The organism is Nitrosomonas communis, assembly GCF_001007935.1.
In the GTDB taxonomy this organism is placed as follows: Bacteria; Pseudomonadota; Gammaproteobacteria; order Burkholderiales; family Nitrosomonadaceae; genus Nitrosomonas; species Nitrosomonas communis.
Window position 1 is genome coordinate 2,328,341 of record NZ_CP011451.1, and the last position, 22,914, is coordinate 2,351,254.

At 45.7% G+C, this 22,914-nt stretch carries 21 protein-coding genes and 4 pseudogenes; 15 read left to right on the forward strand and 10 right to left on the reverse strand.

The features are described from left to right. The first annotated feature begins 35 nt into the window (after positions 1–35). Positions 36–1,049, forward strand: coding sequence for a spherulation-specific family 4 protein (locus tag AAW31_RS10545; protein ID WP_052752198.1), 1,014 nt, complete (start codon positions 36–38; stop codon positions 1,047–1,049). A 348-nt stretch (positions 1,050–1,397) separates the two neighbouring features. Here the strand turns inward: AAW31_RS10545 and AAW31_RS21360 are convergent, their stop codons facing one another. Both AAW31_RS21360 and AAW31_RS10550 read right to left on the reverse strand, forming a co-directional pair. Continuing rightward, entirely contained in the window at positions 1,398–1,565 is a 168-nt protein-coding gene (locus AAW31_RS21360; protein WP_158441491.1) for a hypothetical protein, read from the reverse strand. A gap of 105 nt (positions 1,566–1,670) precedes the next feature. Beyond that, the gene (locus AAW31_RS10550; RefSeq protein WP_046850204.1) at positions 1,671–1,904 is read right to left on the reverse strand and encodes a hypothetical protein; all 234 of its coding nucleotides are present in this window, start codon (positions 1,902–1,904) and stop codon (positions 1,671–1,673) included. 234 nt (positions 1,905–2,138) lie between these two features. Between AAW31_RS10550 and AAW31_RS10555 the strand changes: the two genes are divergently transcribed. From AAW31_RS10555 to AAW31_RS22805, 6 genes are read left to right on the forward strand one after another with little or no spacing between them, the layout of a single operon-like run. Continuing rightward, complete coding sequence (locus AAW31_RS10555) at positions 2,139–2,591, forward strand: c-type cytochrome (protein WP_046850205.1); 453 nt, start codon at positions 2,139–2,141, stop codon at positions 2,589–2,591. Positions 2,592–2,623: 32 nt separating this feature from the next. After that, positions 2,624–3,970 carry a cbb3-type cytochrome c oxidase subunit I gene (locus AAW31_RS10560; protein ID WP_046850206.1) on the forward strand — a complete coding sequence of 449 codons (1,347 nt, stop codon included), beginning with the start codon at positions 2,624–2,626 and terminating at the stop codon, positions 3,968–3,970. A gap of 12 nt (positions 3,971–3,982) precedes the next feature. Further along, positions 3,983–4,807 (forward strand): CbbQ/NirQ/NorQ/GpvN family protein, encoded by an 825-nt coding sequence (locus AAW31_RS10565; RefSeq protein WP_046850207.1) that lies wholly within the window; start codon positions 3,983–3,985, stop codon positions 4,805–4,807. Between the two features lie 3 nt (positions 4,808–4,810). Next, positions 4,811–4,975 (forward strand): hypothetical protein, encoded by a 165-nt coding sequence (locus tag AAW31_RS22795; RefSeq protein ID WP_235264356.1) that lies wholly within the window; start codon positions 4,811–4,813, stop codon positions 4,973–4,975. Between the two features lie 14 nt (positions 4,976–4,989). Next, a complete protein-coding gene (locus AAW31_RS22800; protein WP_235264357.1) occupies positions 4,990–5,976 on the forward strand; it encodes a hypothetical protein in 987 nt (328 codons plus the stop codon). Continuing rightward, on the forward strand, positions 5,960–6,553 hold the full coding sequence (locus AAW31_RS22805) for a nitric oxide reductase activation protein NorD (protein WP_235264358.1): 594 nt from the start codon (positions 5,960–5,962) through the stop codon (positions 6,551–6,553). Before AAW31_RS22800 ends, AAW31_RS22805 begins: the two co-directional genes overlap by 17 nt. Before the next feature lie 881 nt (positions 6,554–7,434). On the opposite strand, the gene AAW31_RS10580 is transcribed toward AAW31_RS22805, so the two are convergent. After that, positions 7,435–7,635, reverse strand: a complete 201-nt coding sequence (locus tag AAW31_RS10580; protein WP_046851697.1) for a CsbD family protein — start codon at positions 7,633–7,635, stop codon at positions 7,435–7,437. Between the two features lie 395 nt (positions 7,636–8,030). On the opposite strand from AAW31_RS10580, the pseudogene AAW31_RS10585 reads away from it, so the two are divergent. Continuing rightward, positions 8,031–9,317, forward strand: a pseudogene (locus tag AAW31_RS10585) (ISNCY family transposase). Positions 9,318–9,553: 236 nt separating this feature from the next. Here the strand turns inward: AAW31_RS10585 and AAW31_RS23895 are convergent. After that, positions 9,554–9,945: pseudogene (locus AAW31_RS23895) on the reverse strand (transposase); the annotation flags it as partial. A 16-nt stretch (positions 9,946–9,961) separates the two neighbouring features. Continuing rightward, positions 9,962–10,727, reverse strand: a pseudogene (locus AAW31_RS10595) (IS701 family transposase); the annotation flags it as partial. Between the two features lie 596 nt (positions 10,728–11,323). On the opposite strand from AAW31_RS10595, the gene AAW31_RS10600 reads away from it, so the two are divergent. The 7 genes from AAW31_RS10600 to AAW31_RS22130 all read left to right on the forward strand — a co-directional run bounded on the left by AAW31_RS10600 (position 11,324) and on the right by AAW31_RS22130 (position 17,055). Next, positions 11,324–12,256, forward strand: a complete 933-nt coding sequence (locus AAW31_RS10600) for an esterase/lipase family protein (protein WP_144412924.1) — start codon at positions 11,324–11,326, stop codon at positions 12,254–12,256. Between the two features lie 510 nt (positions 12,257–12,766). Next, on the forward strand, positions 12,767–14,092 hold the full coding sequence (locus tag AAW31_RS18990) for an SUMF1/EgtB/PvdO family nonheme iron enzyme (RefSeq protein WP_052752200.1): 1,326 nt from the start codon (positions 12,767–12,769) through the stop codon (positions 14,090–14,092). A 513-nt stretch (positions 14,093–14,605) separates the two neighbouring features. Further along, on the forward strand, positions 14,606–15,037 hold the full coding sequence (locus AAW31_RS10610) for an alpha/beta hydrolase family protein (RefSeq protein ID WP_052752201.1): 432 nt from the start codon (positions 14,606–14,608) through the stop codon (positions 15,035–15,037). Beyond that, positions 15,031–15,234, forward strand: coding sequence for a hypothetical protein (locus tag AAW31_RS21600; protein WP_046850212.1), 204 nt, complete (start codon positions 15,031–15,033; stop codon positions 15,232–15,234). Before AAW31_RS10610 ends, AAW31_RS21600 begins: the two co-directional genes overlap by 7 nt. Further along, the gene (gene arfB / locus AAW31_RS10620) at positions 15,194–15,613 is read left to right on the forward strand and encodes an alternative ribosome rescue aminoacyl-tRNA hydrolase ArfB (RefSeq protein ID WP_046850213.1); all 420 of its coding nucleotides are present in this window, start codon (positions 15,194–15,196) and stop codon (positions 15,611–15,613) included. The genes AAW31_RS21600 and arfB overlap by 41 nt, the downstream gene beginning before the upstream one ends. A 607-nt stretch (positions 15,614–16,220) precedes the next feature. After that, positions 16,221–16,493: an IS630 transposase-related protein gene (locus AAW31_RS22125; protein ID WP_200899605.1), complete on the forward strand. Its 273-nt coding sequence runs from the start codon at positions 16,221–16,223 to the stop codon at positions 16,491–16,493. A gap of 16 nt (positions 16,494–16,509) precedes the next feature. Beyond that, positions 16,510–17,055 carry an IS630 family transposase gene (locus tag AAW31_RS22130; RefSeq protein WP_235264572.1) on the forward strand — a complete coding sequence of 182 codons (546 nt, stop codon included), beginning with the start codon at positions 16,510–16,512 and terminating at the stop codon, positions 17,053–17,055. A 361-nt stretch (positions 17,056–17,416) separates the two neighbouring features. On the opposite strand, the gene AAW31_RS23635 is transcribed toward AAW31_RS22130, so the two are convergent. The 5 genes and pseudogenes from AAW31_RS23635 to AAW31_RS10655 form a co-directional block, all read right to left on the reverse strand. After that, entirely contained in the window at positions 17,417–17,749 is a 333-nt protein-coding gene (locus AAW31_RS23635; RefSeq protein ID WP_046850214.1) for a YceK/YidQ family lipoprotein, read from the reverse strand. Positions 17,750–18,005: 256 nt separating this feature from the next. Next, positions 18,006–18,197 (reverse strand): hypothetical protein, encoded by a 192-nt coding sequence (locus AAW31_RS10640; protein WP_046850215.1) that lies wholly within the window; start codon positions 18,195–18,197, stop codon positions 18,006–18,008. A 62-nt stretch (positions 18,198–18,259) separates the two neighbouring features. After that, positions 18,260–19,633: an esterase/lipase family protein gene (locus tag AAW31_RS10645; protein WP_046850216.1), complete on the reverse strand. Its 1,374-nt coding sequence runs from the start codon at positions 19,631–19,633 to the stop codon at positions 18,260–18,262. A 250-nt stretch (positions 19,634–19,883) separates the two neighbouring features. Continuing rightward, positions 19,884–21,197, reverse strand: a pseudogene (locus tag AAW31_RS10650) (IS1380 family transposase). 826 nt (positions 21,198–22,023) lie between these two features. Beyond that, a complete protein-coding gene (locus AAW31_RS10655) occupies positions 22,024–22,914 on the reverse strand; it encodes an ISAzo13 family transposase (protein WP_200899607.1) in 891 nt (296 codons plus the stop codon).

Sequence of the window (22,914 nt, forward strand, 5' to 3'; positions counted from 1 at the left end):
TACTAGCGAGACTTTCTTCATAGGATATATTTGGCATGAGCATAAAACACTTGTTTTTCCTTTCTGCAGTTTATTTGTCAGTGGCATTCAGCGCGAATATTTACGCCACTAATCTTTTTGTTCCAGCCTATTTCCATCCATCGGATTCCCCGACTCTGGATTACTGGGGTGGCCTGGCTGCAGCAGCTCAAATAGTACCTACGACCGCAATTCTTAATCCAGACAATGGGTTCGGAACAAGCGTTGATCCCGATTATGTTAAAGCTATTGATCAGGTTCATGCATCTGGAGGAAAGGTAATTGCATATGTATTCACCAGTTACGGAGATCGCCCACTGATCGACATTGCTATCGAAATTGATAATTACATAGCCTTCTATACGATAGACGGTTTTTTTATCGATGAGATGGCTTCAGACGGAACTGATGAAAACCTCATGTACTATGAGCAAATATATAACTACATCAAGAATAAAAGTAGCCATTATTCAGTAACGGGAGCTCCAGGAGTAGTACCTGACGAAATTTATCTAAGCAAACCAGTTGCTGATAATTTGGTGGTATTTGAGGATAGCATGAGAAATTACATAAACTTTAAGCCAGCACAGTGGCAACAAAATTACCCGAAGGACCGGTTTATTCACATTGTTTATAACGCAACATGGTATCAAATGATACAGGCGTTCAGTCAGACCGACAAAAACTACGTTGGAAGTCTGTACATAACCGATGATAATTTTCCCAATCCTTATGACAGTCTTCCGCAGTATAGAGAATTGGAAGTCGAGATGGCGATCGTGCCGCCTAATAAAGAGCAAAAGATATTTATTTATGCCGAACAATTGTTTCCTCAATATTTTTCTCTTGCAAATGAAGATAATCAGCAGCTTGATGGGTTCATCTATCGCTATTATTCAACCACCAATGCATACATAGGAATCAAGAATGGCGATGTATTCGTACTCGGTGATTCCTTTGGCCCAAGCATTCGGCGTATCGATACGATTGAAAATACACTCCAACTCTTGGAAAGTGCAGCGGGCTCCTAAGATCTATTAACAGGAGAAGAGAGTGGGGCGCAGGTCGGTACCTGGCGGACGCATAGCTGGTCGCTGCGGAGCCGTTTCTGGGCGGGGATAGCCTCTACCCCATTCCATTTCCTCGGGGCTTATCCTGGGTAGCTCTGGGTCGCTCTACCAGTTTTTCCCACCGGCACTAGCCGTTTTAAGTTCCGGGACAATGCTCAGAATAAGTTTGGAGGAAACCGCCGCAAAGCTTTGTTTTGTATGAGAGAGGAGGGCGGAGGCACGTCATAAATAGATGGCTCAGGTTTGGCCTCGGTTCGGTTTGTGCGGATCGGTTCGGTGTCAGGTAAAAACCTACTTTGGACTTTTCATCTATCTGTAGGCATAAGCGACTGAGCCCCGGACTGTTAATCCGAAGATCACTAACATGCGGAAGGGAAAGATAGTCGCCAGCCGTTCGAAACGCGTCTCATTGAAAATCAGGTAGGCTCGTTCGATCAGCTTCTTGGTGGCCGGGCCTGATAAAGTACCGTGCAGCATATCCATCTCAGCCAGAAGAATCGTATCAGTTAAATTAAAGCGGCGGCAGAATCCATTCTTGGGGCACTGTACTTTTTGATTACTCGACCTGATTTACCGTACTGCTCAACTAATCATGTTACCTGCTGCCGTGACAGGCCCGTCATGCGTTTGAGATAGCGTAACACTACACCTGTCGCACCGAGACAATCGAGTATAACCGAACCGTTTCAATAACTTCTTGATAAATCTATATTGTTCCGCCTTGGGAATCTTGAGCGCAATATCATGCGTTCCTTCCAGAAACAGCTTAACCTGTGCCACCGTTTGTAGCTTTGCTTCATCCATGTTGATCACCATGCCTCACATAATGACCAATTCAGAATCTACTTGCTCAGACTCATTTTTCGCCGGAAATACGCACTCCCTTCAGACTCATTTCATATTGGAAGAAGCTATTGCTTCTCATTGTAAGAAGCTTGCGTTAGAGTCTGAGATAGTTTCTAGAGAAATCATTTATCCATATAATTATTATGGTCAAGATTGGGTGCAACTGATATGTAAATTTTAACCGTTTGTGAACAAGAGGGGGGTATGGCAGAGCATTTTACCAAGTCCGCAGCACGTAATATTTTCTATGGCGGTTCAATTTTCTTTCTGGTGGTTTTCGCGCTTTTAACTGTTCACAGCCATTTCTATATCAAAAATGTTTCAACGGATGAATCCACTCTGACCGAGGCCGTTGCCAGAGGAAAGCATGTGTGGGAGCGTCATTCCTGTATTAATTGTCATGCGCTACTGGGTGAGGGTGCTTACTTTGCCCCGGAACTAGGAAATGTATGGGTCCGCTACGGAGGGCGGGAAAACGCGGAAGGCGCGCGCATGGGCTTAAAAGCCTGGATGCGCGCACAGCCTACAGGTGTAGCGGGGCGGCGGCAAATGCCGCAGTTCAATCTGACAGAACAGGAACTGGATGATTTAATTGATTTTCTTGAATGGACGAGTCGTATCGATACATTGGGCTGGCCCCCAAATGATGCTGGCTGATTGTATGTGCGATTTACTTAAGGAGATTCATGATGAAATATCAGACCCAGAAACTTGCTTATCCCTATTTTGTAGCGGCGCTGGCCTTATTCCTGGTTCAGGTATTAGCCGGTGTGCTGGCTGGCACTATTTACGTTTTTCCAAATTTTCTGTCGGAAGCCGTTCCTTTTCATATTGTTCGAATGATACATACCAACGCTCTTCTGGTATGGCTGCTGCTAGGCTATTTTGGAGCCAGTTATTTTCTGATACCAGAAGAAAGTGAATGTGAAATCCATAGCCCCAAGCTAGCCTCGCTGCAGCTTGGGATCTTTGTATTTGCTGCCTTGGCTGCCGTTGTCGGTTATCTTTTCGGGATCCATGAAGGGCGCGAATTACTGGAGCAGCCTTTTTGGATCAAGGTTCTGATGGTGATTGCTTTTTTATTGTTTATTTACAATGTAACAATGACGGTTCTTAAAGGGCGGAAAACCGTTGTTTCCATTGTTTTGCTGCTGGGTCTCTGGGGCGCTGCAATATTCTTCCTTTTTGCTTTTTACAATCCAGACAACCTGGCCTTGGATAAGCTGTACTGGTGGTGGGTTGTGCATGTCTGGGTTGAAAGGGTATGGGAATTGATTATGGCGGCCATGCTGGCCTTCTTATTGATTAAACTAACCGGAGTCGATCGTGAAGTGATAGAAAAGTGGCTTTACGTCATCGTTGGTTTCTCTCTGTTTAGTGGCTTGCTGGGAACCGGCCACCACTATTACTGGATAGGTACGCCGGAATACTGGCACTGGATTGGTGCAGTATTCTCAATTCTGGAAGTCGTGCCTTTTTTCGCTATGATCCTGTGGGCTTTTTATCTGGTTTATCAAAGCGGGCGCAACCATCCCAATAAAGCGGCAACACTCTGGAGCCTGGGCTGCCCGGTCATGGCTTTTTTTGGGGCAGGAATATTAGGTCTCATGCATAGTTTTCCATCGATCAATTACTATACCCATGGCACTCAGTTGACAGCGGCGCATGGGCACCTGGCTTTTTATGGCGCCTATGTGATGTTGAATCTGGCTTTCTTTACCTATGCCTTGCCTGCCTTACGGGGATTGCAGCCATTCAACCAGATTCTGAATATGTGGAGTTTCTGGTTCATGACGGGCGCCATGGTATTCATGACGCTTACGCTTGCGTTTGCGGGTATCCTGCAGACCCATCTTCAGCGTGTGCTGGCCATGGGTTTCATGCAAATCCAGTCACAAATTGAATTGTTCTACTGGTTCCGGCTAGGGGCAGGTTTATGTTTCCTGATTGGGGCGGTGCTCTTTATTTATTCAGCGCTGGGTCCTGTCCGGGAGCAGGTGACGATTTCAAGGTATTCACAATCACCCTCACAATAACAGCCATTGATCATGAGTCATTTCCAGCTTCAACAGGCATCACACGAACCAGTCGTGCTGCAGGAAGTCCCGTTTTATAAGCCAGCCGGTAATGAATGTACATTATTTGAAGTGGCTTATCGGCAGCAACTGCCGCTACTGATCAAGGGACCAACGGGCTGTGGCAAAACCCGGTTTATTGCCCATATGGCAGCTCGGCTGGGGCGCCCGCTTTATACGGTTTCCTGTCACGATGACATGACCGCGGCCGATTTGACGGGGCGCTATCTTCTCAAAGGAGGCGAGACGGTATGGGTAGATGGCCCGTTGACACAGGCCGTGCGCACAGGCGGCATCTGTTATCTGGACGAAATCGTGGAGGCGCGCAAAGATGTCACCGTGGTGCTTCATCCACTGACAGATGATCGCCGGATTCTGCCGCTGGAACGTACCGGTGAGATCCTGAAAGCGCCTGACGGATTTATGCTGGTGGTATCCTATAATCCGGGTTATCAGAATATCCTGAAATCATTAAAACCGAGTACGCGCCAACGCTTTGTTTCCATCAGTTTTGATTTTGCCCCGCTGGAAGCAGAAGTCGAAATCGTATCCAGTGAAAGCGGCTTGCCTGTGGCGCAGTGCGTACCCTTGGTGAATCTCGGGAAACGGTTACGGGCGCTGAAGGAGGTTGATCTGGAAGAAGTCGTGTCCACCCGCTTGCTCGTTTATTGTGCCATTCTGATTAAAAATGGATTGGATCCTTTCCAGGCGGCTGAAACTGCCCTGGTGGAACCGCTTTGTGATGATCTTGACGTCAAGGAAGGTTTGCTGGAACTGATACGTGCGACTTACGGCTAAAGTATGTGGCAATTCTTCGAGCTGGAAGAGCAAATTGGCCGCTATTGGCACCATCTCGTAGGCAAGGCGGATAGTTATCCCTCTTATCCAGAAGCCGCTGTCACGCTGGATTCGCTGCGTTCTGCACTGAGTGTTTTTTTAGAGGCCTGGGTGGCGCGCCAGGAATAGTTTTAGCAGCAGGGATGCCGCAATCGTCATGGCATCGCCTGAAACTGCGACAACGCCTGGGCATGGATCAGGAATTCCTGCCCCGGATAGAGTGTAATGCCGAGCGGATGTTACTGCCTGCAACCATTGCGTGTTTTCCATCAGCCGCATTAAACCGGCGACTTTATTTCTGGCTGGCTGCTTATTTTTCCGCCGCTGAAGATTCTACCGTTGAAACACCAAATGATCCATTGCAAGCTGATCTCGCTTTTCTGCATAGCGCCTACTGGAACTGTTTAAAAGTAGTTGAACATTACCCCGGGCTTGCCCGGGATTATCAGAAACTCTGCAAAGCGCTGTATGAACAGCGACCGTATCGACTGCTTTCCGGCCAAGAACAGGCCATCGAAGTCGTTATACAGGCATTATTAGGAAAGCCTGGTTCAAATGCGCTCGGTGAAGCATTTTTACAGGCCATCATGCAGCCTGAGCCTGATTTTCAACGCTGGCAAGCCGAGAAGAACTACCATACTTTCCTGCCCATTCCTTTGTGGGGAGAAATCCATTCAGGTAAAATTTCATCAAACGCGATGACGGAGCCTTCAGATCAGGATGACGGCGGCAGTAGCCATCAGGAAAATGAGGATCATCGCAAGAAAAAGGGCCGAAGGGAAAAATACGCACAAAGCGAACGGGATGATCCGCTGTTGCTGAATCGCTTTGAGAAACTCATGAGCTGGTCCGAAATGGTCAATGTTAATCGCGCTGTGCAGGATGACGATGAAGATGCCGCTAAGGAAGTCGCCGAGACGATCGAAGAAATCACGTTGAGTCCACATCAGCGCCAGGCCGCGACCAAGCTCAAATTTGATCTTGATCTTGCGCCAGACGACGTCAATCCAGCTGTTCTGATTTCCGAATTGACTTATCCTGAATGGGATTATCGACGCAAAGCTTATCATGCGCAACAATGTCGGGTACTTTTTCAGAATGCTGAGGAAGGGAATGAGATGGGTACCTAATCTTGAGACCAGGCGCCGTTTTCGTAAAATCCAGCGACAATTTGAAACATTAAGGCCCCGTCGTGAGATTTTACGTAGCCAGCTGGACGGCGCTGAGTTGGATATGGATGCGCTGGTGCGTGCACATTGTGATTTCTTTGCTCAGGGAAATGGTTCTGACCAAGTCTATCTAAAGGCTCGTCAACAGGCTCGTGATCTGGCTGTAGCCATACTGGTGGATGTGTCACTATCTACGGATAGCTGGATTGACGGTCGGCGTATTCTTGATATTGAGAAAGAAGCTTTGATTACACTGGCTTCCGGTCTTGCCGTTTGTAGAGATGCTTTTGCAGTCTATACCTTTACTTCACGCAAAAGACACTATGTCCGTGTGGCTGCCGTAAAAGATTTTGATGAAGCTTTCAATAGCCAGGTATTGCGTCGTATTGCCGCCTTGCATCCTGGTTACTATACTCGCATGGGTACGGCTTTACGCCATGTCCGGCAGCTACTGAGCAAACGAACTGAACGTAACCGTCTTGTTCTCTTGTTAAGCGATGGCAAACCCAACGATCTGGATTATTATGAAGGCCGTTAAGGTATTGAAGATACCCGACAGGCAATTTTGGAGGCCCGGAGAGCAGGTCTTGCAGTTTTCGGCATTACGATAGATCGCAAGGCGCAGGATTATTTCCCTTATCTATTCGGTAAGGGGGGTTACGCTATTGTGGGCCGGCCTGATCGCCTTTCGCATGTTCTGCCTATTATTTACCAGCAATTGGTAGGGTGACCAGTTGACCTATAAAAGCATTGGGTCGCGAATCAAGAAAAATAAGAGCGACGATTGGGGTTATTGTTTGCAAGAATAAGGACGCTTAGTTCTGTACCTGACTCTGAGTTGCTGTGTGACTCAGTAAAAGTTACGAGTATCTCACGTGCACTGATGAAATCCAGTGCTTAATTACATTATTTAGCGATAAGGTACATGCTATCTTCCAGGGAAGAAGCATAGGCACCTATTAAATTACGATGAACGGGCACGGAAAACATTGGAGCGGCGGGCGAATAGCCAAACAGAGCCCCACAAAGCGGTGTTTCGAGCACGGATTATTTTGGAATGTTTAGATGAGTAAGGCATTATGGCTGTATCGCGGACAGCTCAAAAATACTATTGTTAATTTACGCAATTAAGCACTAGTCCACTCGGATAATTTCTTGCAAGCTGCTTCCAAGAGTATCTGCGAAACGCTTCCAGATGCTATAAGTTGCCAGTCATCTAGATCCTCCTTCTGCTGTGCCCTCGTTGTGATGACATAGACTGTATTAGTCACTTCTACAGCTGGAGGATGGAAGGATTTATTATTTAGATTTCCTTTACTCACGGACCTCGTTTGGCTAACAATAAAAATTGATTGCGCAGTATGTCGCTTTCGCAGCATACTGCTCTGCTTCACGCAAGAGGAGGACGCTACTTAATCATTAATGAAGATTTCTTTCCCATTCGCCAACTTGCTTTTCCGCTTCTTCCTTACTGATTCCATATGATTTCTGAATTCTGCCAATCAGCTGATCGCGTTGCCCATCGATCGTGTCGCAATCATCGTCGGTGAGTTGGCCCCATTGTTCTTTGATTTTACCTTTGAATTGTCTCCAGTTACCTTGTATTTGATCCCAGTTCATTTGCAGCTCCTTTTTAAGTTTGAATTGAGTTTCTACTGCTTGATGCTTATTCATCGAACTTCGATAAATGCACCAATATTGGTTCGCGTACTAAGGCTACACGTATTAATTCATATGTAGTCAAATATATTGTAATGCGGATATAACTATGCTTCTGTGCGCCAACTAACATAGTGTCAGCCCGAAAACTCTCTATCCATAGTGGAAAAAATGAGTTGCGCTTAATTTTGGAGATGAAGATTTCTAAAAACTAAGTCTAAGTGACATTATTAGATGATTTTGGCGCATTTTTATGCAAAATAACCACAAACTTCGCTTGAAATGGGCAAATATTGTCTTCAAAAATTAAACTTTGCTGGAGTGGGATTCAAATAAGCGCAGTGCAAAATACCCAGATGGAATTAGGCGAAATTGACGTCTCCCACATCAAATTTGATTTGAGATCACCAGATGACATCCCGAAACGAAATGGTTAACCAGCATAAAATCTTGCGCGCAATGTTGGGGCATAGTCTGTATGACGAAGACAAAAAGTATGCTTATCAAACTTTAGTGGATAACGTCAGCCTGCTCACGCCAGAACTGCTGGACAAATTAAACCAGTTCATTGTTGAGGGAGGGCATGTTCTCGTAAAAAAAGGCGAAAGCGCCCTGCGCGGGCGGTGCGGCTCCTTTGTGGTTGAAACATATGTGCATTTCCCAACCGACCTCAACTTATTGGGGGATGCTATGTGCCAAGCAATTACGCTGACGGCGCGCTGGTGCGAAAGTCAGCAATTAAGCAACTGGCGGCAATATCGCTACAACCTGCACCGATTAAAACGACTAATGCATCATGCGCAGAACAAAAAGCGCAGCAAAGCTAAAACGGAAGCCCACCGGAATAAAATCCACGCACAAATGATTCAAGCGCATCAGGTCTATATTGACCAGGCGCAACGCCACTTGGACAAAATTCAGACTACCTTAACCAGGCTGCTCGCCACTGCTCCTGGCGAGCAGCTGCAGCAGCTTGAAATTGAAGGCTACCTCCAACACGCCCAGCGCCAAATTGATCAAATCGAACGTCGTGTCATCAAAGGCGAAACCATTCCTCACGCAGAAAAAGTATTCTCTATTTTTGAGCCACACACCGGATGGATTAGCAAAGGTAAAGCCGGCGTGCCTGTTGAGCTGGGTGTCAAAGTGTGCATTCTGGAAGACCAATATCAATTCATCTTGCACCATCACGTAATGGAAAAACAAACCGATGATCAGATTGCGGTAACCACGATCACGGAAGCGAAGAAACGCTTTTCCACCCTCAACGCCTGCAGCTTCGATAAAGGCTTTCATTCACCTGCCAATCAGGCTGAATTGACCCTGCAGCTCGAGCAGGTTACGCTCCCTAAAAAAGGCAGCCTATCCAAAAAGCGGCAAGCGGTAGAACAAACTGAGGCATTTGTTCAAGCTCGGCGTGCCCACTCAGCGGTAGAGTCGGCCATCAATGCGCGGGAGGTCATGGCCTAGACAAATGCCCAGACCATGGCATCGAAGGATTTAAACGTTATGTTGCATTAGCTATTGTCAGCAGAAATATCCGCCGAATCGGTGACATGTTGTGGCAGCAAGAGGTGGAACGTAAGCGCAGAACAATAAAACGTAATTTAAAGCACCAACAAGCAGCTAAGCTATCCAGCTAATGCAAAAAAACTGCCTGATTGCGAGCAATCAGCGGCTGGTGCTGGGTAAAAATCGTGTTTTTTATACCATACTTCTCAAAAAAATATAATCAGGGACTTTTTGAGATGCATAGTTTCATTGCATCTTTATAAAGGTGCTTGAAAATTAGGCAGCTTGTTGGTGAAAAAATGGGGTTTTCAGGCTGGCACTAACATAGTACTCAATGTAATATAACGTGAGTTCGACATAAGAATCATCACATCACAATTAGAAGAGTTTGAGGGAGTCTGATATTAAGCGAGGGTTTCTTCTCGCGAGAGGTATAAGCTACCAATCCGGCTATCAGATTAACAAAAAAGTTAACTGGGCTGTGATAACGGGAATGCTCAATTTGCGAACTATTTTGCCTGCCGTGATTTTGACTGCCAGCAATTCCCCCTAGTCATTGATGACCAGGTGCAACTTGAATCCATAAAACCAATCCACACTGGTCTTTCCCCAGGCAGAAAACTCTGCCATTACTTTATGCGACCTCATACGGTGATTATGGCACACATTGATCTTAGTCGAATCAATGAAACTGATTCCACTGCATTGCCCAAAGCGGCTGGTTAGAAAACAGCATAAAGGCACCAGGCAACCTTGAAGTGGTACCCAAAAACTGCTCAGTCTGTTCGGGCGTAAGCTTCTCGCCGTATTTCCGGCTTCGCCCCCGCTGGCTCTCCAGCCTCGGCGCAGGTACATCGTATAGACGGGTATCCCTTCTGACCTGACCAATTACATCAAAGCCGCGATTGAGCATCGTGCTGATAACATATTGCCGCATATACCAGCTATCCATCAATACACGCACCCTCAAACCTCGCAACAAGCTCTGCACAGCACGCACCAGCGTATTAGCTGCCACCAGTTTGCCGGTGTTGCTACCAGCTGGCATCAAGCGGGAAAGTAACGGCAGCGCTACCGGCTCCTTGCTGGCTCGACGAGTGATGATTGCCAGATTGACCCAGCATTGGCCTTGCACAAATCCAGCATTGGCCTTGCACAAATGCAGGCAGATTGATCTTGTTGCCATGCTGGTGGTGAATCCGGCTGCCTGGCGCTTTTTTTGAAGTACGCAACGTTACTGTATCATCAATCGCCAGATGGACCACATCGTGTGTCACGCTCGCTAACACCAGCCGCATAAATTGCCGTGCCAGCGCCAACCAGGACCATTTTCCCTGTTGCAACCATTTGTAATAACTCGTCCAGTGATTGCGCATCGTCAGCATCAAATACGCATCCGTGACAAATCCTGTCGGCGTCAACATCGCCCCGATCAACAGCTCAATAAAGGTGCCTGTTGATCTTAGGGGTAGCACTTTGGCTAAAAATGTTATCCAATTACACAGTTCGCCAGGGATACCAGCCTGTCCTTTTGCGTTCATCGCGGCCTCCAGAAGTAAAATGACATTTCTTTCTAGAGGCCGCCTTTCTAAATAACTTTTAAAAACAAAGCTATTTAGAAAGGCGGCAACGATTTTTTCGTTGCTTTGTCAAGTTTTTTGCTACTCTTTTATCTTTGGGTAATTTTTTCCTTTAAGGGTGAAACTCTAAATTCTAGTTATTTAAATCAAATTATTATTTGTTCACAATTTCTGTGGATAACTTTGTGGGTAATTTGTAAATACTGTTGCTAAGATGGCTATTTGTAATAATCTTTTTTAGATCGGTTAAATTTTAGACACATAAAAATATAATTTATAATCAATAAATTATATTTTTACTCTTTATTTCTGCGGTTTTGATTGATGCAAGATGCTTTTTAAAAAATGATGTGGATTAATCCATAATGTCAAGAAAATCTTCGATTTAATTGCATGGATTCCTATTTGAAATGTTGAGATTTTAGATTCTCCAAAGAGGAAATTTGAAGCTCTTCAACAAGATGATTAAGCTTATCTTATGCTTAATGATTGGGTGGTGAGTTGGTAAATGAGCGTTACCCTTCTTCTATGTTTAATAAGAGATCAGGTTTAAATAAATGAAAAAGAATTGTGCTTCTACGATATTAGTATTTTGTTTAATTTTTATACCTAATCTTGTATTAGCAAGCAGAGGATCTGTGGAAAATAGGAATACAGATATAAATATTGTTCTGGCGCATGGATTTTTTGGATTACGCACAGTGGGTTCCGATAATTATTTTAATGGTGTTGAGAAACATCTTAAACATCATTACGATGCCAAAGTATTAGTTACGAATGTAAGCCCAATAGGTAGCATTAGAGAACGAGGCAATCAATTAAGACAACAAATAATTAATGCAATTAAAAATCCTGATGAATACCCCTTTTTTAATCCCAAAGCTCCAATTCATATTATCGCTCATAGCATGGGTGGATTAGATGGCCGTTTTATTCTATCGCCAGCGAACCCTGATAATATCGCCAATTTGATCACCTCCTTAACTACTATCGGAACTCCACATAAAGGATCACCATTAGCAGATTTATTCTTCCTCGGCTTTAATCCTTTGGTCGAGCTTTTGAATCTTTGGTTTAATGTAGATGAGTTTATGGAATCTCTTTCTGAATTAGGAATAACAAGAAACGGAATACACGACCTAACTACAGTCGCAATGCGTATTTTCAATCAAGAATATGAAGATGATCCAAATGTAAGTTATTTTTGGGTTGCCGGGATTGGACGGGGTGGAAGTTTGAATAAAACCAGTTATGACTTATCATTAACTCACACATACATTCAGATGGTCACTCAAGAAGATAATGACGGTGCAGTAACCTTATCTTCCGCCATGCATGGTGAAGCTATTGGAGAGCCTTGGCTTGCAGATCATCTGGACGAAGTAGGACATGATTTAGATTACCCACCAACTGGCATACCAAAAAATTTCAATTATTTAGCTAAGTATGATGAAATAATTCTAAGAATAAGATCAGTTCAATCAGACTAATTACGTACCTCTGCATTCGGATTGCTAAAGGAACATCCTATGTATACTATTGTATACATGATTGATGGTCTCGGTTGGTAGAGGTGTCCCTTTAAATTTATTTTTCTTAAGGTAATCTGCAACTGTTAATCCGAGTATCACTGGTATGAGGTAGGGGAGGGGATCATCTATGCTTAACACATCGTTAAATAATGAAATCTATCAAATGCGCTGATGCGTGTGCCAAGGTGAGTGTCAGACGCTGAGTTAGGTTTCCAGCAATATTTTACCATTTGTCATCAGCACATCAATCTCGGGTAACAGATTTACTCTACCTTCAGCTTTAAATCGTTTCCCTGATATTGTCCTTTCTAGTCTCCTTTATTAAGTATTGAGTTTAAATTCCTCTTAATTCGTAGCAAAAAATGATCTGTTAATTTTGCTTGAAGGGTGAAAAATGGGCCAGAACCACAATATTTTGCTGCTGATCAAAGGAAAATTTTGTGAATTCTGCATGACTTTCCGGTCAGGTTGACGACCAAACTGTTTCTTGGTACATTCGGCTCTCATAAAGGGCATTTTTGTTCATATGCGCAGTTATGCCTTATTCGAAAAGCATCTAGATTGCTACAGTTCGTCAATAGATCGCTTGCGCGTAAATTGATTTATCCAGCAGTGAAAATCTTTTTCAGCTACGCCTCAGAAGATCGCGAACAGGCTCGGGCAATATATCATGCGTTGCGCGACCAGGGACACACGGTATTTTTTGACCGCACTGATTTACCTGCGGGCGAGGAATTTCACAATCACATTCGCACAGCGATCGAAGCTTCGCACTTATTCATCTTTCTGCTTACCATTAAAGCAATCGATGCTGGCAGCTATACGTTGACGGAACTCGAGATCGCGCAGAAGTCCGGAATACGAGTTTTGCCTATTGTGCCAGATGCGATCGATTTCGCTTTAATACCCACCGCACTTAAATCCGTCACATTTCTCCAGCCCGACGGCAATGTTGCGGCAAGCGTCGCGGCCGAAACCGCCCGGATCGCACGCGCATGGCGCCGTCGTCGTGTCAAACAGATTGTCACGGGTGTGACGCTTGTGGCGGCGTTTTCGATCGGACTGTTTTATGGGCAAAAATTTTTTACCAAACGGGGATTTATCGGCAATGATGGCGCGCCCACTGTACTGGTTCCCGCGGGAACGTTTGTCATGGGAGATGACGATCAATCGCCGCGACGGGAAATCTTCCTCAATGCGTTTTATATTGATGTATTTGAAGTGACGTTGGCGCGCTACGCAAATTTTCTAAAGGCGACAGGAAATATGCGTGCTCCGGAAAACTGGCCGAATGGCGAGGTTGCTCGCAACGGCGATCTACCAGTGGTCGGTGTCGATTGGTACGATGCTGAAGCCTACTGCCATTGGGCAGGAAAACGATTATTGACTGATGCTGAATGGGAGAAGGCAGCGCGCGGCAGCGATGAGCGAACATATCCATGGGGAAACGACGAGCCCACGCCAGATCGCGCGCGTTTCGGCCTTCCATATGAGCGACTGGCATACCAAAACGGTGTTGCCGCTGTCGGCACCCATCCCAAAGGCACGAGCATTTTCGGCGTTCAAGACCTCGCCGGTAATGTCTCAGAATGGGTCAATGATTGGTTTGCAGAGAGTTTCCCATTGAGCGAGCGGCGCAATCCCAAAGGGCCAAAAATAGGTACCGACAAAGTGATCCGTGGCGGCGGTTGGTTCGACCCGGCATCGTACATCACTGCGGCGCGGCGCATGTACGCTAATCCGGATAATCGTGCCGACGACGTCGGATTTCGTTGTGCCGCAGATGCACGCTGATAACATGCTAATTCTAATTCGTGGAAGACACCTCTCCCTTACAGGGAGAAACTCAACAGTAGCGCGTGCGCATACTGCACGTGTATCTAATAGAATGTCCAATAGACTTTGCTGTTTGCGCTATCTCTATGCCCAACTCCAATGGCAGTAATACTGCTTGCGCCGATCTCTACTACTCTGCTGTTTTTAGCTGCTCTGAATCATTACCGTCCTGGTACTAATTGATCTATTCCGCTCGCTTTTCTAACCATAATTCTTTTCTTCATAATACGTGGCTATATTGTTTTCATTATTTAATGGGAATTGGAATTAGGCTACAAAGAAAGCCCTCGATCGAATTCGAGCGAGATTTTTTAACCACGCTGCCTATTATAGGTAAGCGTCCAGTTTTTGTTAGCCATTACAAGACGCGCTGAAAGAGGAGACCAGTTGTCCCATCCTGCGTAATCCTTTCAATGATTGTCAAGCATGTGTTTTAATAATGAATACTCTTGTCGTCGCGTCCTAGTCATGATGTCTTTAATTATCATTTTTACTTTTACGTTCAGCTTGGTATTGCTGGCTTGGTTTGCTGCTCTGGCCCTGGTGTGCCGTAGCTTTTATGCTCCGCGCCAGCTTGAACAGAGCAGCCCTGCCGAGCTCGGACCCGTCTATCATGAAATACGCATTCCCACTGTTCGCGGCAAGAAGTGCATTCCCACTGTTCGCGGCAAGAAGTTATTCTGCTGGCTGATCCCGGCTTCATTATCCAGACCTAAACCGGTAGTAGCCGTGCTGCACGGTAGGGGTGGCAACGCCGAGGACATGTTGCCCTTTGCTCCACTGCTGCATCGCACTGGCCTGGATGTGTTGCTGATAGATGCGCACAATCACGGTCGGTTTGAAATTCTGCCGAGATTGGATCTCCTTCCCGGAGATAATCCGACAGTGAAGCGACGATGGTAGATTTCAAAGGCAACCAATCCGAGCGGAGTACCATCTTTGAAGCGCCCGTTGGTATGGGGCTTATCCGTTCCAGCTATTGGCAATTAGAAGAAATCATGCAGGAATATGTCGTTACAGTTGGTCTCGCATCAAAAGACGGTAATTCAGTAATTAATTATGTTGAGAATATCAAGCCATATATCTATATCCTTGACTGAGATTGAAATTCAGGCGATACGCGCCCAGGGCTCGGGTGGGCAGAATGTAAATAAAGTAGCTACTGCAGTTCATTTGCGATTCGATATAAAGGCTTCATCACTCCCAGAAATATATAAAGAAAGATTATTGAATTTAAAAGATAGCCGAATCACTAGCGAAGGCATTATCATCATAAAGGCTCAGCGGTATAACAGTCAGATTAAGAACAAAGAAGATGCACTCAATCGATTACGAGAGATTATTCAAAGCGTCACTGTCCAGATAAAACCACGAAAACCTACTAAACCAACCAAAGCTTCCGAGACCAAGCGTTTGGAACGTAAAGCAATCCAAAGTCAAAGAAAGTCGTTACGCAGGAAGATTGATGAGGAGAAATAAATAAGAATAAATGTAATTGTAGTGGCTCAGATTTATGTTGAGATTTTTGTAGCATGACTTTAATACAGTTCGGCAGCCTGCTTACGACCGGGGCTGTGTAAAAATTCATCCCCAAACTTGTCAGATATGGAAATTGCCCCCTGAGTAGCTAAAGATCAATCAATACTCAATAATTGATTCCATAGTGCCTGGTATTTGATTCCATATTTGGCATGGCCAAACCATTGGCGTTTCAATCTTGTGTTTTTACACAACTTGGACACAAACCAGGCTCGGACTGACCATAGGTTTGCATATTTCCTTCTTGATTCTTATGCAGTGTCATTGTGAAATGCTGTATTGAGTGCTTTTAAAGGTTTTTATTTTCTCAATATTGAACAACTCGGAACGAGAAAGATTGCTGTTGCTAAGATCACGGTAGCAGTTATCATAACTTCCTGATGTCATCTTGTTCATAGTGGAGCTGCCAAAAACCAAAATATCAAATTGGCGTAATGGATAAACCTCCACGCAATCTAAAGAAACCCATTTTTCGAAAACATCAGAGTCATATTGGCCGTTCTCTACCGTTATAGCATATCCCCTATAGATTGATTATAATTTACAGATGACCTATCCGATATTATTTCGCCGTAAAGTATTATCCGTTCGTGAGAAGGAGAACCTCTTAATCGCGCAAGTGGCCAAGCGTTTTGGTGTAGGGGTCGCCAGCGTGATGCGTTGGATCAAAACTCCCGATCCCAAGACCACCCGCAACAAATCTGCCACCAGGATCAACATGGAAATGCTGGCGCAGGACGTCAAGAATTATCCGGACGCGTATCAGTACGAGCGCGTTCGAGCGTACCAGGCGGCTGGGAGTCAGCAAGCAAGGCATTAACCATGCTTTAAAGCGTCTGGGCGTGACTTATAAAAAAAGCCTGCGTCACCCCAAAGCCAGCGAAGAAGAGCGGCGTATTTTTCAGCAAAAAATTGAAGGCTATGAGCGCGAAGGCCGCGTCATTGTTTACCTTGATGAAAGCGGCTTTGCACACGACATGCCGCGCACGCATGGCTATGCGCCAGTGGGTGAGCGTTGTCATGGCGTAAAAGATTGGCATGCAAGGGGCCGAACCAATGTGATCGGCGCCCTGATCGGAAAGGTGCTGCTGACCGTAGGCCTGTTCATCGCCAATATCACCGCCGACATTTTCTATGCATGGGTGACGCAGGACCCTTTGCCTAAACTTCTGTCTGCTTGCGTGATCGTCATGGACAACGCAACGTTCCATAAACGGCTGGATATCCATACCGCTATTGCCAATGTCGGACATACACTTGAATACCTGCCGCCTTATTCCCCAGACTTAAATGACATTGAACCAAAATGGGCCCAGGCCAAAGCCATCAGAAAAAGGGAAGGATGTTCCATCGAGCAGCTCTCTGCCGCTTATGAAATTTGAATCATTTTATATAGGATCGGTTATATTGTCGACAGGTTATCTGAATGAAGTGATTTATACCTTTTGACATAGCTATAGCCTAACCAGTTAAGAGTGATTCAAAAAAAATTCTCATCTAAACCAAACATGACGCGAAGGCAAGCTGTAGACAGTATCAATAATACGGCAAGGTCAAGCTGACAAAATCAGTTTTGATTTGGAAATGAAATTACCTGCTTGCCAAACTTCCTCCGGCAAAATATTTACTTGATGTTATCTACGAGGAAGCAGCGCTACATCAGGACCTGGGTCTAAAAACGCATAAAAAATAATGCTGCTTTGGTGCGCTCTCAAAAGCCTCGAGTAGTTTTTTCTATGCTTTCTACTTGAGCTTAATATCACCGTCGCTGGTTTGCGTATAGATTGTATAAGGAAGGGCAATCGTATCTAAAACTCCTGATAATGCCATATCGACGAATAGAAGTTGGGGTATGGGTGCTATCCAAAGGGATAACCGAGAGGGTTTCCCTCGGAGGAGGCAAATATTGTAAGAAACACCACTATAAATCCGCGGTATCGTTTCACAGGATGTTTCAATTTGATTTAGATTACGCTTGGCAATCCAATCGCCTCGAACAACGGTATTGATTGTGCCACATCCAGCCAGAAATACCGCTATCGTGCAAACAAATGTATATATTAGTTTGTCCTTCATTAGCAAGTTTGCAAGTAAACAAGAAAAAATAAGAAAGAACCAATATTCTTTTGGGATCCGTAAAGCTAAAGATCCTTGAATTTCTATATGCTAAGCTACCCAGCGGTATTTCTCTCTCTTGGCCGTTGTTTCGGCTCGCCTTCGCTCACGGTCGGACTGCTGGCGTTCATACCGGTTACTCTTATCTCTGAGACGGATTTGGCGCGCAGTTCGGAAAAATCGAGCGGATCGGTGGAAGCAAAGGACGCTGCGAGTGTTATGGCAAAGGTTCTCCTTTTGTAAGCTCCTTTTTAAAGTTGTGCAGCGCGGTCTCGAGGTTTGCGATCTCCAGAAGGTTCAGGTGCAGCGTAGTCACAATGCTCCCCTCGATCAGGATATGAAAGACAAATCCTTCCACTGTGTCGGCGGAACTGATTTTGAAATCGTAGTTTACTCCGTCTATATCCATGATGTGTCTCCTTTAATGAAGTCCAACTTTGTGAATTTCTGCGGGTCGGTTGCACGTTGCGGTTACAGACCATAGAGAATGTTGGTGATGTAGTCGTAGATCGGATAAATTGTCGGTTTGTATTTGATATCCTGCCAGCCAATTACGTCGAGGTGGTCGTAATTGTCGTAATAGCCGAGGTAATTCCAGTAACCTTTAATCGAGTTGCCGTCATAGCTACGTACTGGCTGACCGAACGGTGCTTTCATGCTGATATAGTTGACCGCGCCATCATTGACGAACCAGTTGTCGTTAACCTGTACGCGACTCGGATCGGTCTGAGTATATGAACCCATGCCACTTCGAAGAAACGATGGCACCACCCATCCGCCAGCGGTATCCTTAAGGAAAAAAATCATGTCGTCGCGGGCATATTGATAAATGCTGCGCTGGAACGGCGCGATCAGTCGGTCGGTATCGTTGCGGCAGAAAAAACACCCTTGTTCGGTGGCATGGTTGGCGATAGAGTAGTAATATACATTCGGCGAAGTCTTGACCCAGCTGTTCAGCTCGCGCGCGCCATCCGGGCCGACTTCCCATAGCCCTGAATCGCGGTTTTCCAGTTTCCAGAATGGTGCGGCCTTGGTGCGATTGATGAAATCTTTGATATTTTCGGAATCTCTATCTTTAAAAGGTGTATGTTCTAGGCCGTATTGTTCCAGCTTGAAGTTGTATACCGGATTATTGCTGCCACCGAGACCAGTAGCCTGGATGATCAAACCGATCAGTTCCGGCATTTTTGGCATGGAACTGATGATCACCTCGCGCAGCGTAGTGCCGTTGTGCGGCGTGGAGATGGTGGTTGCACTTTTCACCCAGCCGATCTTGCCGCCGGCGTAGAGCGGGCTGTCGCCTTCATTGGCGTACGGTGAGCCGTTTTCCAGCAGTTCGATCAGCGTATGAACGGTCTGGCCACCTTGGCTGTGCGAGATCAGATGGATCGGGTGATTTTCATCCCGTTGTGGATAGAGTGCGAGCTCATCATGATTGGGATTGTTGTTCGGGTCGGCTGCCCAGCATTTGCCACTTGGTTTCTGGATTTTGCCGTATACTGCGAATTGTTTGGTGCGTGCTGCACCGTAGTCAACGCACCCCCCTTTAATCTGATAATACAGCTCCACCGCGCGATCCCAGTTCGAACTCACGGGCCCGACCGTGGCAGTAAATACCTGATGGGAGCCGTTGCTGGTTCTGAGATAAGCTTCAATATCGTTGAAACCACCCCAGTATTTAAAGCCTGTTCCCTGCAATTCATGCGGACCAAAACCGAGAAAACCGTGTACCAGTACAATCGGGTCGTTGTTTGCAGCCAGCACTGCGCCGCTTGGTATCCACACCGACACTGCCAGCACAATGCTTGCCAGGAGCTTTCCTGTTCTGTGTAATAGTGTTGTCATCCCGCTTGTCTCCAAGGGTTAGCCCGAATATTGCACGAGCATCAAAAATAAGAGCGAATTTGCCAGAAACTCATTTTACAATTGGATAAATCAGATCTCTATTCAAAATTTGTTGTGATGGAATGCGTTTTTCTGAGGATTTTGTTGGAAATTATGACAAAAAAGAGGTTTTTCTTTGTTGACAGGCGTAGCCCATCCACCCCATTGCTATTTTATGCGGTAAACGGCGATTCATAATCCTGGGAATGAGTTACCCAGGAGCAAGTCTGGCTGCGGTTTGGAAGAACAGTTTTTGGTAGGGACAGCTGCTTGCCAGTAGAAAGCGAATACGGCGGGTATTACGTAGCATGACGGCACCGATTTTGATCAGTTTGAGGCGTAATGTGCTCACATAGGCCTGAGCCAGTTCGGTACCTTGCAAGGCAAGCCGCCGTATGGTTTCCAGCAAAATGTAAGCCAGCGAGGACAGGAGTAGACGAAATTGATTTGACCACCACCGATGGCAACTGGTGCGATCTGCAAACAGATCGAGCTGTTGTTCCTTGATCCGGTTTTCCATTTCACCGCGTAAACAATAAATCTTATCGTACAGAAGCTGCGGTTTACCGGTCAGATTGGTGACGAGATAACGTGGATGACTGCCTTTGTCAGTGTGTTCGATTTTAACAATGATGCGCCGTGTCCGCTGCCAGCTTTTTGCAGCATATTGAAACTCGTCAAATCGTCGTACTTTCTCACCTGATTCAACATACTGCTTCTCTGCCGCTTGCTGCCATTGCGCAGTGATCTCATTCAGCCGCTTGTTTTGGGCGATACCCACGATATAACCCACCTCATGCCGCTCACACCATGCCAACATTCTGCGGCGGCAAAAACCACTGTCACCTCGAAAAATGATACAAACTGCAGGCCAGCTCTGCCTGAACCGTTTTACCAGCAATGACAGAATGGCCCAGGCATGTTTTGCCCCATCAATATTACTTGGCCGCAGGTAGCTTACCAGCAGTTGATCCTGGCAGAACACATACAGCGGCAAAAAGCAGTAGTGATCTGAATGCCATGAAAGAAGCGGCCTTCCTGTTTGCCATGAACCGCATCATCAGTAACATCAAAAATCCAGCATCAGTTCCTTGGGTGGCTGTTTAAATGAAGCCATAAACCGCTCTACCATTACTTGATGAACATGCCAGGCCGTTTGCCGATTCGCCCGATTCTCCCAGCGGCATAAGGTAGAGCTGCTCGCCAATACCTCTGCGCGTTCAACCGCTGATTGAATCGCCAAATCATGGCGTAATTGCTGATGATCATTGAGGTCTTCATAGCCACATGCCAACGCATAAACCCGTTGGCGCAATAGCGTCAAACTATCATGCCTGCAACTTGCCTGCCGACGATTATCGTCCAGCGCTTGAGCAACCGCTTTGCTCAACCCAATGCGTTTATCCATCTGGCGCAATAACATGACACCACCATCTGAAGTAATATCCCCGCCCTGGAAATTCACTTCAACAGTACGCTTTTTTACCTCTGGAAAATTAAACGATTCCTGGGTACACTTTGTCACTGGCAATTCCTTTTCTTTATTCAGTCTAGGTAACTGAATTATAAAGAATTATTGATAAATTGTCACTTCTCCTCGTGCGATATTGTGGCTAGTGCTCGTCGCTATTGGGTTTCGGAACGATACTCTGAAAAAGTTCGGAGGAAGCTGCCGTAAACCGTTGTTTTGCGTGAGGGAGAGAGTGCAAACGCACCATAATGAATGGTTCAGGTTTGACCCTGATTCGGTTGGTTCGCACCGGTTCGGTGCCAGATAAAAAACTACTTTGGATTCCTCGTCTATCTGTAGGTATAAACGACTGAGCTTCGGGCTGTTAATCCGACATCATTGGTATGAGGTAGGGAGGGGGGGGATCACTAATGTGTAACGAGCCATTATATAATGATATTTATGATTTGTGCTGATGCGTTGTCCGAGGTGAGCGTCGGATTTCGAGCTCTGCTTTTATATAGCGTATATATTTTTCTTGTATTTTGTACGTTGGCGGGCTGCTGATTTGCCCAAGTGGCCCTTCAGTTTTCTTTTCATTAAGCACGGGGGGTGCAGACTTATGTTATATAGTTAAAAAATTCATTGGGAAAACCATTGTAGATTTATGGGAATGTGTATTGCCACTTTGCACGCAATATCGTTCAATAAAAAGGCATGCATATAAAATTTTCGCGTTAATATTTACAGTATAAATTTACTAATTTATCCAAATCCGAGCATTTTCTCCTATCACCTACTTAGGATTTAGCTAAAAATAACTTCCCGAAATCAGATTGTTTGTGGGACTGCCCGGTAGTTCCAGCGAGGAAGATAGTCATCAAAGATGATCCTCATATTTTCAAGAAAATTCTCTGCACACTTTTTTCCTGTAACGTAAACCCCCGGTCAATATATCCACGGTTACTTTTAAACCCTTGCAGGTTTTAGTCTTCTCCATAAATTGTTTGGCAATGGCGACCGAATGAAACACCACACCCTGGCAGGCACGCGTAATGTGCGAAAACAACCGGTGTTCAATAGGGTTGTACTTTGAGCAGTAAGGCGGATAGTGGGCAACACGAATTTCCAGTCCCAGCCGTTTGGCAAGCACCTGCAAAGCTTCCTTGAACACATGTCGATTGGCGGCGTTACTGCCGCCACCATCACAGAGAAGCAACAACCGCCGGGCCTTGGGATAGTGCTGGCAACCCTGCTGTTTCCACCAATGCGCAATACTGTCGCAACAAAATTCACTGGTATCGTGGCTGGTATTTAGGTTCATATGCCCTTCGTTTCGCGCCAGATCATAGATGCCATGCGGAATCAATTTGCCTTCACCGGCACTGGGAAAATCATGATCCAAAGCATCTACAGGCGTCTGTGTATAGGTGTAACCTTCTCGACTGAAATTGCCAATCAATTCCTTCTTTTTGGAATCAATACTGATCACAGGCTCTTCCTTGGCCATATACGCTGCCTTAAGTCTGGCAATGTTTTGAAACTGGGCATCCCGATCAGGATGGGCTCCCAGCGTTTTTTTCTTACGCGTTTTACGCTGTCCTAAACCATGTTTCTTTAATAATTTACGTACCGTGTACCGACTTGCTGATGTGCCCATTTCAGCCAGGCGGCGACTAATTTCGCAACGTGATAGATTGGTCCATAAGACACCTTCGCGCATCGGATCGCCGGCGGTAAATTCCGCAAGTAGCCTGAGGAAATTTTCTTCCAGGGTAGGCTTGTGAACCAT

Bases quoted from the DNA above. Each gene is read 5' to 3' on its own strand.
- AAW31_RS21360 (WP_158441491.1), bottom strand. From the start codon at position 1,565: ATGCTGCACGGTACTTTATCAGGCCCGGCCACCAAGAAGCTGATCGAA.
- AAW31_RS22805 (WP_235264358.1), top strand. From the start codon at position 5,960: ATGAGATGGGTACCTAATCTTGAGACCAGGCGCCGTTTTCGTAAAATC.
- AAW31_RS10560 (WP_046850206.1), top strand. From the start codon at position 2,624: ATGAAATATCAGACCCAGAAACTTGCTTATCCCTATTTTGTAGCGGCG.
- AAW31_RS22125 (WP_200899605.1), top strand. From the start codon at position 16,221: ATGACCTATCCGATATTATTTCGCCGTAAAGTATTATCCGTTCGTGAG.
- AAW31_RS23635 (WP_046850214.1), bottom strand. From the start codon at position 17,749: ATGAAGGACAAACTAATATATACATTTGTTTGCACGATAGCGGTATTT.
- AAW31_RS22800 (WP_235264357.1), top strand. From the start codon at position 4,990: ATGCCGCAATCGTCATGGCATCGCCTGAAACTGCGACAACGCCTGGGC.
- arfB (WP_046850213.1), top strand. From the start codon at position 15,194: ATGTTGAGAATATCAAGCCATATATCTATATCCTTGACTGAGATTGAA.
- AAW31_RS10565 (WP_046850207.1), top strand. From the start codon at position 3,983: ATGAGTCATTTCCAGCTTCAACAGGCATCACACGAACCAGTCGTGCTG.
- AAW31_RS22795 (WP_235264356.1), top strand. From the start codon at position 4,811: ATGTGGCAATTCTTCGAGCTGGAAGAGCAAATTGGCCGCTATTGGCAC.
- AAW31_RS10555 (WP_046850205.1), top strand. From the start codon at position 2,139: ATGGCAGAGCATTTTACCAAGTCCGCAGCACGTAATATTTTCTATGGC.
- AAW31_RS10655 (WP_200899607.1), bottom strand. From the start codon at position 22,914: ATGGTTCACAAGCCTACCCTGGAAGAAAATTTCCTCAGGCTACTTGCG.
- AAW31_RS10645 (WP_046850216.1), bottom strand. From the start codon at position 19,633: ATGACAACACTATTACACAGAACAGGAAAGCTCCTGGCAAGCATTGTG.
- AAW31_RS10550 (WP_046850204.1), bottom strand. From the start codon at position 1,904: ATGGTGATCAACATGGATGAAGCAAAGCTACAAACGGTGGCACAGGTT.
- AAW31_RS21600 (WP_046850212.1), top strand. From the start codon at position 15,031: ATGGTAGATTTCAAAGGCAACCAATCCGAGCGGAGTACCATCTTTGAA.
- AAW31_RS10640 (WP_046850215.1), bottom strand. From the start codon at position 18,197: ATGGATATAGACGGAGTAAACTACGATTTCAAAATCAGTTCCGCCGAC.
- AAW31_RS10610 (WP_052752201.1), top strand. From the start codon at position 14,606: ATGTCTTTAATTATCATTTTTACTTTTACGTTCAGCTTGGTATTGCTG.
- AAW31_RS10545 (WP_052752198.1), top strand. From the start codon at position 36: ATGAGCATAAAACACTTGTTTTTCCTTTCTGCAGTTTATTTGTCAGTG.
- AAW31_RS10580 (WP_046851697.1), bottom strand. From the start codon at position 7,635: ATGAACTGGGATCAAATACAAGGTAACTGGAGACAATTCAAAGGTAAA.
- AAW31_RS10600 (WP_144412924.1), top strand. From the start codon at position 11,324: ATGAAAAAGAATTGTGCTTCTACGATATTAGTATTTTGTTTAATTTTT.